General features: G+C 62.5%; 14 protein-coding genes and 1 tRNA gene. 14 read left to right on the forward strand and 1 reads right to left on the reverse strand.

The features are described 5' to 3' along the window. Nucleotides 1-84 precede the first annotated feature (84 nt). The 9 genes from bamB to NMQ16_RS00330 all read left to right on the forward strand — a co-directional run bounded on the left by bamB (nt 85) and on the right by NMQ16_RS00330 (nt 9,094). A complete protein-coding gene (gene bamB, locus NMQ16_RS00290) occupies nt 85-1,236 on the forward strand; it encodes an outer membrane protein assembly factor BamB (RefSeq protein ID WP_257078464.1) in 1,152 nt (383 codons plus the stop codon). 9 nt (nt 1,237-1,245) lie between these two features. Continuing rightward, nucleotides 1,246-2,574, forward strand: coding sequence for a ribosome biogenesis GTPase Der (gene der / locus NMQ16_RS00295; RefSeq protein ID WP_257078465.1), 1,329 nt, complete (start codon nt 1,246-1,248; stop codon nt 2,572-2,574). A gap of 100 nt (nt 2,575-2,674) precedes the next feature. Continuing rightward, nucleotides 2,675-2,914, forward strand: coding sequence for an RNA chaperone Hfq (hfq, locus tag NMQ16_RS00300; RefSeq protein WP_257078466.1), 240 nt, complete (start codon nt 2,675-2,677; stop codon nt 2,912-2,914). 36 nt (nt 2,915-2,950) lie between these two features. Then, nucleotides 2,951-4,249, forward strand: a complete 1,299-nt coding sequence (gene hflX, locus NMQ16_RS00305) for a GTPase HflX (protein WP_257078467.1) — start codon at nt 2,951-2,953, stop codon at nt 4,247-4,249. After that, nucleotides 4,236-5,453: an FtsH protease activity modulator HflK gene (hflK, locus tag NMQ16_RS00310; RefSeq protein WP_257078468.1), complete on the forward strand. Its 1,218-nt coding sequence runs from the start codon at nt 4,236-4,238 to the stop codon at nt 5,451-5,453. The genes hflX and hflK overlap by 14 nt, the downstream gene beginning before the upstream one ends. Then, nucleotides 5,453-6,334, forward strand: a complete 882-nt coding sequence (gene hflC, locus NMQ16_RS00315) for a protease modulator HflC (protein WP_257078469.1) — start codon at nt 5,453-5,455, stop codon at nt 6,332-6,334. Before hflK ends, hflC begins: the two co-directional genes overlap by 1 nt. Nucleotides 6,335-6,441: 107 nt before the next feature. Then, nucleotides 6,442-6,627, forward strand: a complete 186-nt coding sequence (locus NMQ16_RS00320) for a DUF2065 domain-containing protein (protein WP_069037363.1) — start codon at nt 6,442-6,444, stop codon at nt 6,625-6,627. After that, entirely contained in the window at nt 6,627-7,799 is a 1,173-nt protein-coding gene (locus tag NMQ16_RS00325; protein ID WP_257078470.1) for an ATP phosphoribosyltransferase regulatory subunit, read from the forward strand. Before NMQ16_RS00320 ends, NMQ16_RS00325 begins: the two co-directional genes overlap by 1 nt. A gap of 2 nt (nt 7,800-7,801) precedes the next feature. Continuing rightward, complete coding sequence (locus tag NMQ16_RS00330) at nt 7,802-9,094, forward strand: adenylosuccinate synthase (RefSeq protein WP_257078471.1); 1,293 nt, start codon at nt 7,802-7,804, stop codon at nt 9,092-9,094. Nucleotides 9,095-9,243: 149 nt separating this feature from the next. Here the strand turns inward: NMQ16_RS00330 and NMQ16_RS00335 are convergent. Further along, nucleotides 9,244-9,328 (reverse strand) — tRNA-Leu (locus NMQ16_RS00335). A gap of 33 nt (nt 9,329-9,361) precedes the next feature. On the opposite strand from NMQ16_RS00335, the gene rnr reads away from it, so the two are divergent. The 5 genes from rnr to rpsR all read left to right on the forward strand — a co-directional run bounded on the left by rnr (nt 9,362) and on the right by rpsR (nt 14,015). Continuing rightward, the gene (rnr, locus tag NMQ16_RS00340; RefSeq protein WP_257078472.1) at nt 9,362-12,085 is read left to right on the forward strand and encodes a ribonuclease R; all 2,724 of its coding nucleotides are present in this window, start codon (nt 9,362-9,364) and stop codon (nt 12,083-12,085) included. Next, nucleotides 12,082-12,837, forward strand: a complete 756-nt coding sequence (rlmB, locus tag NMQ16_RS00345; RefSeq protein WP_257078473.1) for a 23S rRNA (guanosine(2251)-2'-O)-methyltransferase RlmB — start codon at nt 12,082-12,084, stop codon at nt 12,835-12,837. Before rnr ends, rlmB begins: the two co-directional genes overlap by 4 nt. Nucleotides 12,838-12,956: 119 nt before the next feature. After that, nucleotides 12,957-13,358, forward strand: coding sequence for a 30S ribosomal protein S6 (gene rpsF / locus NMQ16_RS00350; protein ID WP_069037358.1), 402 nt, complete (start codon nt 12,957-12,959; stop codon nt 13,356-13,358). Beyond that, nucleotides 13,355-13,708 carry a primosomal replication protein N gene (gene priB / locus NMQ16_RS00355; RefSeq protein ID WP_257078474.1) on the forward strand — a complete coding sequence of 118 codons (354 nt, stop codon included), beginning with the start codon at nt 13,355-13,357 and terminating at the stop codon, nt 13,706-13,708. The genes rpsF and priB overlap by 4 nt, the downstream gene beginning before the upstream one ends. 34 nt (nt 13,709-13,742) lie before the next feature. Beyond that, nucleotides 13,743-14,015: a 30S ribosomal protein S18 gene (rpsR, locus tag NMQ16_RS00360; protein ID WP_069040341.1), complete on the forward strand. Its 273-nt coding sequence runs from the start codon at nt 13,743-13,745 to the stop codon at nt 14,013-14,015. The last annotated feature ends 10 nt before the right edge of the window (nt 14,016-14,025 follow it).

The raw sequence follows: 14,025 nt of genomic DNA on the forward strand, positions 1-14,025 counted from the left end.
GGCGGGTGGCGCGCTGGCCAGCGCGGCACCGCAGGGCTATCGCAATGTGGTCGAGATCAAGCTCGATGCGGTCGGTGGCGCCCGGTGACGAGACTGATCGTTCTGCTGGTGGCCAGCGCACTGCTGGCGGGGTGTGGCTCGACGCTCGACAGCCTGGACAGCCTCAATCCGTTCAGCGGCCCGCCCAAGCCCAAGATGCCGCTACTCGAGCCGCTTGAAGCCAGTGTTCCGATGACCGAACTATGGCGCTACGAAGTCGGTCAGTCCGGCAATTCGGTTTTCGAACCGGCGGTGATCGGCAGCAGCATCTTTGTCGCCGCGCGCGATGGCACGATCGCTCGTCTGGACGACGGCAGGCAGGTCTGGAAGATCAACGCCGGCAAGCCCTTGTCGGGTGGCATCGGCGCCAATGAGCGGCAACTTGTCGTCGGCACTGAAAAGGGCGATGTACTGGCGTTCGACCTCGACGGCAAGCCGATGTGGGTAGGCCTTGTAAGTTCGGAAGTACTGAGCGCGCCGCTGGTGACCGATGACATGGTGTTCGTGCGAAGCGCCGACAGCCGTATCCAGGCTTTCACGGCGATCGACGGCGCGCGCAAGTGGAATTACCAGCGACCGAATCCGTCGCTCACGCTGCGCACTCACGCCGGCGTGATCAGCACACCGTCCTTGCTGATTGCAGGATTCCCCGGCGGCAAGCTCGTTGCGATCAATCGCAGCACCGGTGTCGCGGTGTGGGAATCGAACGTGGCGCTGTCGCGCGGTGCGACGGAGCTCGAACGCATCGCCGACGTATCCAGCCTGCCGGTCATCGTCGGTCGGGACGTGTGCGCCTCGGCCTTTCAGGGGCGTGTGGCGTGCTTCGAACTGAGTACCGGAAAGTCGATCTGGACGCGCGACATATCGAGTGCCGCCGGCATCGATATCGATGCCCAGAACCTCTACGTCAGCGACGACAATGGTTCCATTCACGCCCTGGATCGCGCGACCGGCGCCAGCGTCTGGAAGCAGGACAAGCTCAAGCGCCGCTATCCAGGGCGGCCACTTGCGCTCGAGGGCGCCGTGGCCGTCGCCGATGGCGAGGGACTGCTGCATCTGCTGAGCACCGAGAACGGCGCCTTCCTCGCCCGGGTCAAGGGTGACGGCAGCACGGTCAATGCGTCGCTGCGCCCTTATGGCACCGCTTTCGTGGCGCAGAGCCGCGCCGGCATCGTGCGGGCCCTGGCGGCCCGCTGAGGATATAGCTTGAAACCCGTCCTGGTACTTGTAGGTCGCCCCAACGTCGGCAAGTCGACACTGTTCAACCGGCTGACCAAAACCCGAGACGCGCTCGTCGCCGATTTTCCCGGTCTGACGCGCGACCGTCATTACGGCAACGGCCGCCTCGGCGACCGGCCGTTTCTTGTCGTGGACACCGGTGGATTCGAGCCGACCGCACGCGACGGAATCATGGTCGAGATGGCGGCGCAGGCCGAACAGGCGATTGCCGAAGCGGATGTACTGATTTTCCTCGTAGATGGTCGAGCCGGTCTGACCGCGCATGACCGGGAAATCGCCGCTCGTCTGCGCCGTGTCGGCAAGCCTCTGGTGGTTGCAGTGAACAAGGCAGAAGGCATGCGGCAGGAAATCGTCGCGGCCGAGTTTCACGAGCTCGGGCTGGGTGAGCTGCACGTGATTTCCTCCGCCCACGGCGAAGGCGTCCGCAACCTGCTTGATCATTGCCTGAGCGGGTTTGCCGACGACGAAGAAACGGAGCCGGATGATCGCGTCCCGAAGATTGCCGTGGCCGGTCGCCCGAACGTCGGGAAATCGACACTGATCAATGCGCTGCTGGGCGAAGAGCGTGTCATCGCCTTCGATCAGGCGGGTACGACGCGCGACGCGATCAGCATCCCTTTCGAACGCAACGGCAAGCGCTACACGCTGATCGATACGGCGGGGCTGCGCCGCAAGGGCCGGGTATTCGAAACGATCGAGAAGTTTTCGGTCATCAAGACGGTGCAGGCGATCGAGCAGGCGAATGTCTGTGTGCTGGTGCTTGATGCGACGCAGGAAGTGTCCGATCAGGACGCCCATATCGGTGGTTTCATCGTCGAAAGCGGCCGTGCCCTGGTGCTGGCGGTCAACAAGTGGGACGCCGTGGACAGTTACCGGCGCGAAATCTTCAAGCGTGAAATCGCGCGCAAGCTGGGTTTTCTGGGGTTCGCGCGTCACCTGTACATTTCGGCGCTCGAGGGACTGGGTGTGAGCGGCCTCTTTGGCGCGGTCGACGCCGCCTACGCAGCGGCGATGACCAAACTGCCCACGCCGAGGCTGACGCGCGCGCTGCAGGCGGCTGTCGAGAAACAGTCGCCTCCGAAGCACGGCCTGTTCAGGCCCAAGATGCGCTATGCCCACCAGGGTGGAATGAATCCACCGATCATCGTCATCCACGGCGCCGCACTCGAACATATTGCCGAAAGTTACCGGCGCTATCTCGAACACTATTTTCTGGAAATATTCCGGCTTCAGGGCACGCCGCTGAGGGTTGAATTCCGCACCGCGCACAACCCGTTCGTAGCATCGAAGAAATGATGACGCAATCGGGGATCAAAATGCGTGGCGGGGGGTCCGAAGCTGCGGTGCATCAAAAAATCCAGTAGAGTCCTATTTCAAATAAACAAGAGGTGTCCACATGAGCAACAAAGGGCAAATGCTACAAGACCCCTTCCTCAACACCCTGCGCCGTGAGCACGTACCGGTCGCGATCTACCTTGTTAATGGCATCAAGCTCCAGGGTCAGATCGAGTCGTTCGACCAGTACGTTGTACTGCTCAAGAACACGGTGACGCAGATGGTCTACAAGCACGCAATTTCAACTGTCGTGCCCGCGCGTCCGGTGAATATCCAGCACGACCAGGGCGACGGCGCTTGACCGGCGAAAGCGGTCAACGGCAGGTACTTCGTTCACATGATTGAGCGGCCGGAAACCGGCGAGCGTGCGGTCATCGTCCAGCTTGATCTCGGCAAAGGCGATTACGAAGACCGACTGGACGAATTCACGCTGCTCGCACTGAGCGCGGGTGCGGTGCCGGTAGCGCGAGCAGGCGGCAAGCGGCAAGCTCCCGATCCGGCGACCTTCGCCGGAAAGGGCAAGGTGGCCGAGATTCTCGACCTCGCCAATGCCAACGAAGCGGACATCGTCCTGTTCAATCACGAGTTGTCGGCCAGCCAGCAGCGCAATCTCGAGCGGGCGCTCTCGCGACGCGTAATCGATCGCAATGCGCTCATCCTCGATATCTTTGCGCTGCGCGCGCGCAGTCATGAGGGCAAGCTGCAGGTCGAACTGGCCCAACTCGAACATCTGTCGACCCGTCTGGTCCGCGGATGGACCCACCTGGAACGGCAGAAGGGCGGCATCGGCTTGCGTGGTCCGGGTGAAACGCAGCTTGAAACCGACCGCCGCCTGCTCGGCCACCGGGTGAAGGCGCTGAAGGAGCGGCTTGAAAAGGTCGAGCGCCAACGCGGCGTGCGTCGGAAGTCGCGCGAGCGGCAGTCGACGCCTGTGGTAGCGCTGGTCGGTTACACGAATGCGGGCAAGTCCACGTTGTTCAATGCGCTGACGAAGGCGGGCAGCTACGCCGCGGATCAGTTGTTCGCGACGCTGGATACGACTTCTCGACAGCTCTATCTAGGCGAATTCGGGCAGGTGGTGCTGTCGGACACGGTGGGTTTCATACGCGACCTGCCGCATACACTGGTTGCCGCGTTTCACGCGACGCTTGAAGAAACGGCCGGCGCAGACCTTCTGCTGCACGTCATCGACTCGTCGGCGCCGGATCGCGATGCGCAGATCGAAGCGGTTGATCGTGTGCTGGCCGAAATCGGCGCCGATGCAGTGCCGCAGATACGGGTGCTGAACAAGGTAGACCTGATGCCTGCGCTGCAGCCGGGAGCCGATCCGGCAGGCTGTGATAACATTTGCAAAGTGCGCGTGAGTGCTCGCACCGGTGCGGGTTTGGCTGATTTGCGGTCAGTCATCGCGGCGCGATTGCAGGCTGAGAGGATTGCCGCCGCGAAGCGGGTGCCTCCAAATGACGATCCCCGAGGCCTGAACCTGGAACCGCGGACGAATTCCGCACTCCGAGTGATCAGCTCAGCAGAGAGCGGTGACACGTCTTCCACGGAAGACGACAAGCGCTCCCCTCAACTTTCATCCTTACCTGTCCAATCCGAACGTGCTGAATGCGATCTTGATGTCGCTGAATGACCCCCGCTGGGGCAATCAGGGCGGCAATGGCAACAAAGGCGGCAACCAGGGACCTCCCGATCTGGAAGACCTGTGGCGCGATTTCAACAAGCGTCTGGCCGGGCTTTTCGGCGGCAAGTCGAACAATGGCGGTGGCGAAAGCCGTCCGCCGGTGACACCACGTCAGTTTGGCAGTGGCATCGGCGTGGTGCTCGGCCTGATCGTCATCGTCTGGCTGGCCAGCGGTCTTTACATCGTTGACGCAAGCCAGCGCGGCGTCGTGCTGCGTTTCGGCAAACTTGTCGAGACGACCGACCCGGGACTGCAGTGGCGCCTGCCGTATCCGATCGACTCGCACGAGCTGGTCAATCTGACCGGCGTGCGCACGGTCGAAGTGGGCTATCGCGGTGCGGAACGCAACAAGGTGCTCAAGGAAGCACTGATGCTCACCGACGACGAGAACATCATCAACATCCAGTTCGCGGTGCAGTACATTCTGAAGGATCCCGTGGCCTACCTGTTTCAGAACCGACTGCCCGAAGAGTCGGTCGTACATGCCGCTGAAACCGCAATGCGGGAGGTAGTCGGCAAGAGCAAGATGGACTTCGTTCTTTATGAAGGACGGGAACAGATCGCCGTCGATGCGCAGCGCATCATGCAGCAGATACTCGATCGCTATCAGACCGGCATCCAGATCAGTCGCCTGACGCTGCAGAACGCCCAGCCGCCCGAGCAGGTACAGGCCGCCTTCGACGACGCCGTCAAGGCCGGGCAGGATCTGGAACGGCAGAAGAACGAAGGTCAGGCGTACGCCAATGACGTCATTCCGAAGGCGCGCGGCACGGCATCGCGACTGCTCGAAGAGGCCAACGGCTACAAGGAACGGATCATCGCGACTTCGCAGGGTGATGCGAGTCGCTTCAAGCAGATTCTTGCCGAATACGTGAAAGCGCCGGAAGTCACACGCCAGCGTATGTATATCGACACGGTACAACAGGTCATGATGAATACGAGCAAGGTGCTGCTCGACGCGAAGGGCGGCAATAACCTGCTGTATCTCCCGCTCGACAAGCTGATGCAACAGGCAGGCGCCGCTGCGGTCGATGTTGCGGCGGGCAGCCGCAGCAACGACACGATGCCGCTTCCGTCGATGTCGGGTGATGCGGCAGCCGCCGACATGCGATCGCGCGATGCGCTGCGCGCCCGCGAGCGGGGAGAGCGTTGATGCGCGAAAAACTACCTCTCTTCTTCGGCGGCATCATCGTCGCCCTGATCGTGCTGTCCAGCTCGCTGTTCACGGTCGATCAACGCCAGTACGCCATCGTGTTCCAGCTCGGAGAAGTGCGCACCGTGATCGAGCAACCCGGCCTGCATTTCAAATGGCCGCTGGTGCAGAACGTGCGCCTGTTTGACCGCCGCATCCTGACGCTCGACAGCGCTGACCCCGAGCGCTACATCACGTCGGAAAAGAAGAACGTGCTGGTCGATCTGTTCATCAAATGGAGGATCACCGACGTCAAGCAGTACTACATCTCGGTCGGCGGCAACGAGCGACTTGCGGAAACGCGCCTGCTGCAGACAGTGAACGCAGGATTGCGCGAGGAGTTCGGTCGGCGCACGGTCAATGAGGTCGTGTCGGGCGAGCGCGAAAAGATCATGGAAGACATGCGCAGCAAGGCCAATGTCGATGCGGTCAAGATCGGTGTGGAGATCGTCGATGTGCGGTTGAAGCGCGTTGATCTGCCGACCGAGGTGTCGGAATCGGTGTACCGCCGGATGGAAGCGGAGCGCAAGCGGGTTGCCAACGAGCTGCGCTCATTGGGTTCGGCGGAAGCGGAGAAGATCCGTGCCGACGCCGACCGTCAGCGCGAAATCATCGTCGCGGAAGCCTATCGCGAAGCACAGAAGGTCAAGGGTGACGGCGACGCGCAGGCGGCGGCCATCTACTCCGACGCATTTGGCGCAAACCCTGAGTTCTATGCCTTCTACCGCAGCATGGACGCCTATCAGAAGAGCTTCCGCAACAAGAGCGACCTGATGGTCGTCGAGCCGACGTCCGACTTCTTCCGTTATCTCAACAACAGTGGCCGGCAGCCCGTGAAATGAGCGTCGGACCCCTTGGCGTCCGAGCTGCTGTATAGTCCACCGGTTATTTATTCGCCGTACGGAATGAAAAGTCACCAGCCCGCAATGCGGGCTGTGCTTTTTTCATGATGGATTCAATTCTGCTCATCGCCTTGGGTTTGATGCTCGTCATCGAGGGCGTTCTGCCTTTCGTGGCGCCGCGCCTGTGGCGCGAAACCTTCCGCAGAGCGACCGAGCTGGCCGACGGCCAGCTTCGTTTCGTCGGTCTGACCTCAATGATTATCGGTATTGCGCTGATTGCGCTGTTCAAGTGATGCGTCGCTGGTTATTGCCCGAATCAATCGAAGACCTGCTGCCCGACGAGGCACGTCAGGTCGAAAACCTGCGTCGGCGCTTGCTCGATGAGTGCTTGACCCAGGGCTACGAGCTGGTCGTCCCGCCGCTGGTCGAATACATCGAATCGTTGTTGACCGGCAGCGGGCGTGACATGGATCTGCGCACCTTCAAACTGGTGGATCAGCTGTCGGGCCGGACGATGGGACTGCGTGCCGACATCACGCCCCAGGTCGCGCGCATAGATTCCCATCTGCTGAATCGCAACGGCGTCGTCCGCCTGTGTTACTGCGGTTCGGTCGTCCATGCACTGCCGTCCGGATTCAACGCGACGCGAGAACCGATACAGCTCGGTGCAGAGCTATACGGCCACGCAGGGATCGAGGCAGACGTCGAACTGGTCACCTTGCTGCTGAGGGCGCTCGATGTTGCCCAGGTTGCGCTGGCACGCATCGATTTTGGCCATGTCGGCATCTTTCGAGCGCTGGCCGACCGCCTGGAGTCACCTCAGCTGCGAAGCGAAGACGGATTGCAGGACTTGTTTGCAGCGCTTCAGGCCAAGGACATGCCGTCGCTTCGGCAACTGCTGGTGGATGAACCCGCTATGCTCAAGGCTGCCTTCCTCGCACTGCCCGATCTTTACGGAAAGGCTGACACACTGGCGCGCGCGCGCGCAGCGCTGCCGGATTTCCCGGAAATCGCGACCGCGCTGGCGGAACTTGAACGCGTGGGTGCGACAGTCGATGCCGACGCGCTCGGTTTTGACCTCGCGGACCTGCGCGGCTATCACTACCACAGTGGAATCACGTTCGCCGCATACTGTGCCGGTCAGGCGCAGGCGATCGCGCTCGGCGGGCGCTACGATGAAGTGGGCAAGAGTTTCGGCCGGGCGCGTCCGGCGACCGGATTCAGCCTGGATCTGCGTCAGCTGGCGCGTCAGGCGCCGCAACTCGAACGGCGCTCGGGCATCCGCGCACCGTATGTCCATGATGCCGCGCTGATGCAGCGGATTCGCGCACTGCGTGACGCCGGCGAAATCGTGGTGGTGGACCTGCCGGGTCATCCGGACGATATCGCCGAACTGGGATGTGACCGCCAATTGGAATTCGTTGAAGGTGAGTGGCACATCGTGTCGCTCGATAGAAAGGTTTGAGCATGGCAAAGAACGTAGTGGTCGTCGGCAGTCAGTGGGGCGACGAGGGCAAGGGCAAGGTCGTCGACTGGCTGACCGATTCGGTACAGGGCGTGGTGCGCTTCCAGGGCGGTCACAACGCCGGCCATACGCTGGTGATCGGTGGCAAGAAGACCGTGTTGCACCTGATTCCGAGCGGCGTGCTGCGCGAAGGCGTGGCCTGCTACATCGGCAATGGTGTCGTGCTGTCACCCGAGGCGCTGTTGTCCGAGATGGACGAACTGGAGGCTGCCGGAGTCGATGTTGCGGCGCGCCTGCGCATTTCGGAAGCCTGTCCCCTGATCCTGCCGTACCACCAGGCGCTCGATCGTGCCCGCGAAACCGCCAAGGGCGAGAACAAGATCGGGACCACCGGTCGAGGCATCGGCCCGGCCTACGAGGACAAGGTGGCGCGCCGTGCGCTGCGCCTGCAGGACCTGCTGCGCCCGACGCGTTTTGCAGCCAAGCTGGCGGAGATACTGGATTATCACAACTTCGTGCTGACGCAGTATTTCGGCGCGCCCAAGGTCGACTTCCAGCAAACGCTCGACGGCGCTCTCGCGCTGGCGCCGCGCATCGAAAAACTGGTGGCCGACGTGCCGCGCGCCCTTTACGAAGCGAACAAGGCGGGCTCAAACCTGCTGTTCGAGGGTGCTCAAGGCACACTGCTCGACATTGACCACGGCACCTACCCCTTCGTCACGTCGAGCAATTGCGTCGCAGGTGCGGCGGCTGCGGGTGCCGGCGTCGGTCCGACGATGCTGCATTACGTGCTGGGCATCACCAAGGCCTACACGACGCGCGTCGGCGGCGGACCGTTCCCGACCGAACTGTTCGATGACACAGGACGCCATCTGGCCACCAAGGGCAATGAATTCGGTGCCACCACGGGTCGTCCGCGTCGCTGTGGCTGGTTCGATGCCGCCGCGCTGAAGCGCTCGATCCAGATCAACGGCATATCCGGCCTGTGCGTGACCAAGCTTGACGTGCTGGATGGCGTCGAGGAACTGAAGGTGTGTACCGGTTACCGCATCGAAGGAGAGTTGTCGGACATCCTACCGGTTGGCGCGGAGGAATTGTCGCGCTGCGAACCGGTGTATGAAACCCTGCCGGGGTGGAAGGACACCACCTTCGGCATCAAGGCGCTCGATGAACTGCCGGCGAATGCCCGCAGCTACCTCAAGCGCATCGAGGAAATCTGCGGCGTACCGGTCGACATGATTTCCACCGGGCCGGACCGTACCGAAACCATTCTGCTGCGCCATCCGTTCGAGTGAGTGATGGCGGGGCCGGGGACCGCATGTCCGTAAAGGCCATGCGGTTCATAATGGGTACAGTGACCGATGCAGTCAGGAACGTCGGCAGGAACAAAGCGGACAGGAAAAGAAAAAAGCCGACATCGCTGTCGGCTTTCGTCCTTGCTTCTTGGTGCCCAGGAGAGGACTCGAACCTCCACACCTTGCGGCACTAGTACCTGAAACTAGCGCGTCTACCAATTTCGCCACCTGGGCAAGAGGCTGCGCATTCTAAAGAAAGCATTCACGTTGTCAAGAGAAACAGAGAAGAAGAATTCACCGAGCAAGATTCGACGCGCCGACCCGTTCTTCGAACGCGAGTCGACGCGTTACGACAATCCCCTGCCGAGCCGCGAGTACATCGTGCAGATGCTCGAAGAGGCCGGAATGCCGATGAGCGCCGACGAGCTCGTGCAAGCGCTCGACATCCAGCCCGAGGAGCGCGAGCACTTCGTGCGCCGCCTTAGCGCGATGGAGCGCGAGGCACAACTGATGCGCAACCGGCGCGATGCCTACATCATTCCCGACAAGGCAGACCTCGTTGCAGGTCGGGTCGAAGGACACCCGGACGGGTTCGGCTTCGTCATCACCGGTGACGGCAAGGACAAGAAGGGCGAAAAAGGCGACAAGGGCGACATCTTCCTCAGCGCACAGGAAATGCGCAGCGTGCTGCATGGCGACCGTGTGCTGGTGCGCGTGACCGGGCTAGATCGGCGCGGCCGCCGTGAGGGCAGGGTGGTTGAGGTCACCGAGCGCGGCAATACGCGTCTGGTCGCACGCGTCGTCGAAGAGCACGGCGTGCAGTTCTGCATTGCAGAGAACCGCCGCATCCGCCAGCAGATCGTGCTGGCTGCACCCGAAAAGGGGAAGCGGGCACTGAAGGCCGCAGCCGGCAGCGTGGTCGAAGTCGAACTGATCGAACAGCCGACCCGCTACACGCCGCCGATCGGTCGCGTGGTCGAGGTCCTGGGCAATTTCGGCGATTCCGGCATGGAGATCGAAATCGCGCTGCGCAAGCACGACATGCCGCACGAATTTTCCGCCAAGGCACTGGCTGCGGCAAAACGCCTGCCCGACGAAGTGAGGCCGGAAGACATCGGCAAGCGCGAAGATCTGCGCGCGTTGCCGCTGGTCACCATCGACGGTGAAACCGCGCGCGACTTCGACGATGCGGTCTACGCCGAACGCCAGGGCAAGGGCTTCCGCCTGATCGTCGCCATCGCCGATGTCAGTCACTACGTGAAGCCCGACGCGCCGCTCGACATCGACGCCTTCGAACGCGGCAATTCGGTGTACTTCCCGCGCCGCGTCATTCCGATGCTGCCCGAGAAACTGTCGAATGGTCTGTGTTCGCTGAACCCCGAAGTCGATCGACTGTGCATGGTGTGCGACATGGACGTGTCGGCCACCGGCGCCATCCAGCACTACAGCTTTTACGCTGCAGTGATGAATTCGAAGGCACGGCTGACCTACACCGACGTGGCGGCGGCGATTTACGAAAAGGACCCTGCGACACGCGAACGCCTGAAGCCTTTGCTGCCGCGCCTCGAAGCGCTCGATGCGGTGTTCCGCGTGTTCGAGAAGGCGCGTGCCAAGCGCGGCGCAATCGACTTCGAAACCGTCGAAACGCTGATGCTGTTCAACGATGAAGGCAAGATCGACCGCATCGTTCCGTATGCCCGCAATGATGCGCACCGGCTGATCGAGGAATGCATGCTCGCGGCCAATGTGTGCGCGTCACGCTTTCTCGAAGACAGCAAGCAGGCGACGCTGTATCGCGTGCACGAAGGCCCGAGCGAGGACCGGTTGCAGAAGCTGCGCGCCTTCCTCGGCGAATTCGGCTTCCAGCTCGGCGGTGGCGACAAGCCGCACGCGAAGGACTATGCCGCACTGTTGACGCAGATCGGCGACCGCCCGGACCGTCAGTTGCTGCAGACCGTGATGCTGCGTTCACTGCGTCAGGCTGTTTACAGCCCCGACAACGTGGGCCACTTCGGTCTTGCCTACGAGGCCTACACCCACTTCACTTCGCCGATTCGCCGTTATCCCGATCTGCTGGTGCATCGCGCGATCAAGGCGGCGCTGGCGAAGAAGCGCTACGAGCCGGGTGACTGGTCGGACATCGGCCTGCACTGCTCGACCACCGAGCGGCGTGCCGACGAAGCCAGCCGCGACGTCCAGAACTGGCTCAAGTGCTATTTCATGCAGGATCGCGTCGGCGAAGAGTTCGAAGGCAGCGTATCGGCCGTCGTGCCGTTCGGTCTGTTCGTCGCGCTGGACAATGTCTTCATCGAAGGGCTTGTGCACATTTCCGAACTGGGCGCCGATTACTTTCACTACGAAGAGGGCAAGCATCGTCTGGTTGGGGAGCGAAGCGGACGCATGTATCGCCTCGCGGACCGGGTGCGCATTCAGGTCGTGCGGGTCGATCTGGACAACACCCGCATCGAATTCAGACTGGCGGGCGGTAGCGAAGATTTCGGCCGCGTGCCGCGCGCATCGCTGACGCCCAAGGCCGCGCCGACCGGTCCTTCATCGCGCAAGCGGGTCGCGGTTGAACCGGTCGAGCCGGCGCCGCCGCCGAAGACGGTGAAGACCGGTAGGGGTCGGGCAGCCAGGAAAGCGGCTCAGGCGTCTGCGGCAGCTGCATCCCCGTACGCTGCTCCGGACAAGCCGTCCGTTGGCAAAAAATCGAAAGCGGCATCGAAGCCAGCGCCTGACGCACCAGCCAAGCCAGCCAAAAGCGGCGCGAAAAAGGCTGCGAAGCCCAAGGCTGCAAAGCCGGAGCCCGCGAAGCGCGAAGCTGCAAAATCGCAGGCCACGAAGCCGGCTGCGAAAGCTGCCGGCAAGCCCGCGGCCTTGCTGCTGTCGAAGTCGCCCGCCAAATCTTCGAAGCCGGCCGCAGCAAACGGCGGCGGGACGAAGGACACCCCGCCTGAGCCGGCCGCACCGAAGCGTGGTGGCCGGAAATGAGTGGCGATACGCGTTATATCTTCGGCTTCCACGCGGTGACGGCAAAAATCCGTCACGCCGCGGACAGTGTGAAGGAGGTGTTCGTTTCGACGGCACGGACCGACGGCCGCATGCGCGACCTCGTCCGCGCGGCCGAAGCCGCCGGTGTGAAACTGGTGCAAACCGACCCGGCGCGCCTCGACGGGCTGGCAGGTGGGGCAGCCCGCCATCAGGGCGTAGTGGCGCGCGTGCTGGCGCAGATTCCCTACCGCTCGCTGGACGACGTGCTCGATGCGCTGTCCGAACCGCCGCTGCTGCTGGTACTCGACGGCATCCAGGATCCGCACAATCTCGGCGCCTGCCTGCGAGTCGCCGATGCGGCGGGTGCCCATGCCGTGGTCGCGCCGCGCGACCGTGCGGTCGGCCTGAACGCCACCGCGATCAAGGTGGCCAGCGGCGCGGCGGATACCGTGCCCTATGTGACCGTCACCAACCTCGCGCGCAGCCTGCGCGAGATGAAGGAGCGCGACATCCTGACCATCGGCGCGGCCGGCGAGGCGACGCAGTCGATGTATGCCGTCGACCAGTCGGGCGCGGTGGCCTGGGTGCTCGGCGCCGAAGGCGACGGCCTGCGCCGGCTGACGCGCGAAACCGCCGACGTGCTGGCGATGATTCCGATGCACGGCACCGTTGAAAGCCTGAACGTATCGGTCGCCAGCGGCATCTGCCTGTTCGAGGCCAGACGCCAGCGCAGCGCCCGGTCCGGCTTGTGAGGCCTTGATTTTCCGGGCTATAATGTTTGGCTTACCTTGCCTCACCGGACTCGCATGCCGGGAGGCTTAACCGCCAGGTCTGCCGCAGGGCAGGCGGGCAAAAACCGCAAGGAGATTACATGCGACATTACGAAGTGGTTTTCATCGTCCATCCGGACCAGAGCGAGCAGGTGCCCGCAATGGTCGAGCGCTACCGCACGCTCGTCACCGGTCGCAGTGGCAGCATTCACCGTCTGGAAGACTGGGGCCGCCGTCAGCTGGCCTATCCGATCCAGAAGGTACACAAGGCCCACTACGTGCTCATGAACATCGAGTGCGACAACGAAACGCTGGCCGAACTCGAGCACGCCTTCAAATTCAACGACGCCGTCCTGCGCCATCTGACGATCAAGATGCGCAAGGCTGTCGTGACGCCTTCGCCGATGATGAAGGAAGAGAAGTCGCGTTCGCTGCTGGCACCGTCCGCTGACTCGGCACCGGCTGCAGAAGCCGAGCCGGTCGCCGAACAGCCGGCCGCTTGATCGACGGCGGAACGGATACGGAGCGCAAGGCGAATCCGTCCGGTCAGGCGGTCAACAGTTTCACGTTGCACGCCACCCTGATCGAACGTGACTCGCTGAGGCACACACCGGCTGGCGTGCCGATCCTGAGGGGATGTCTCGAACACCACTCGCAGCAGATCGAAAACGGCGTGCCGCGCGAAGTCAGGCTTGAAACCGACTTCGTGCTGCTCGGAGACCAGGCCGGATTGCTTGCCGCCGCACCGCTCGGAACCGCGTTGATCGCACAGGGATTCATGGCTGCCCGCAGCGCACGAAGCAGGCAGGCAGTCATGCACATGAACAGCATTGAATTCGTGACGGAACGCTGACCCGCGAACCGTCGCAAAATTGGAAGGAACCACCATGGCTTTCAGACCGAAGAATGCAAAGAAGAAGGACGATCGCGGATCGCGCAGCATGTTCAAGCGCCGCAAGTTCTGCCGCTTCAGCGCCGAGAAGATCGAAGAAATCGACTACAAGGACGTCGAAATCCTGAAGGATTTCATCTCCGAGAACGGCAAGATCATGCCGGCCCGACTGACCGGCACCCGTGCCGGCTATCAGCGCCAGCTGTCCACGGCCATCAAGCGCGCACGCTTCCTTGCGCTGATGCCTTTCACTGACCTGCACCAGTAAGCGAGGAGAC

This window comes from Methyloversatilis sp. XJ19-49 (assembly GCF_024580145.1).
Lineage (GTDB): Bacteria > Pseudomonadota > Gammaproteobacteria > Burkholderiales > Rhodocyclaceae > Methyloversatilis.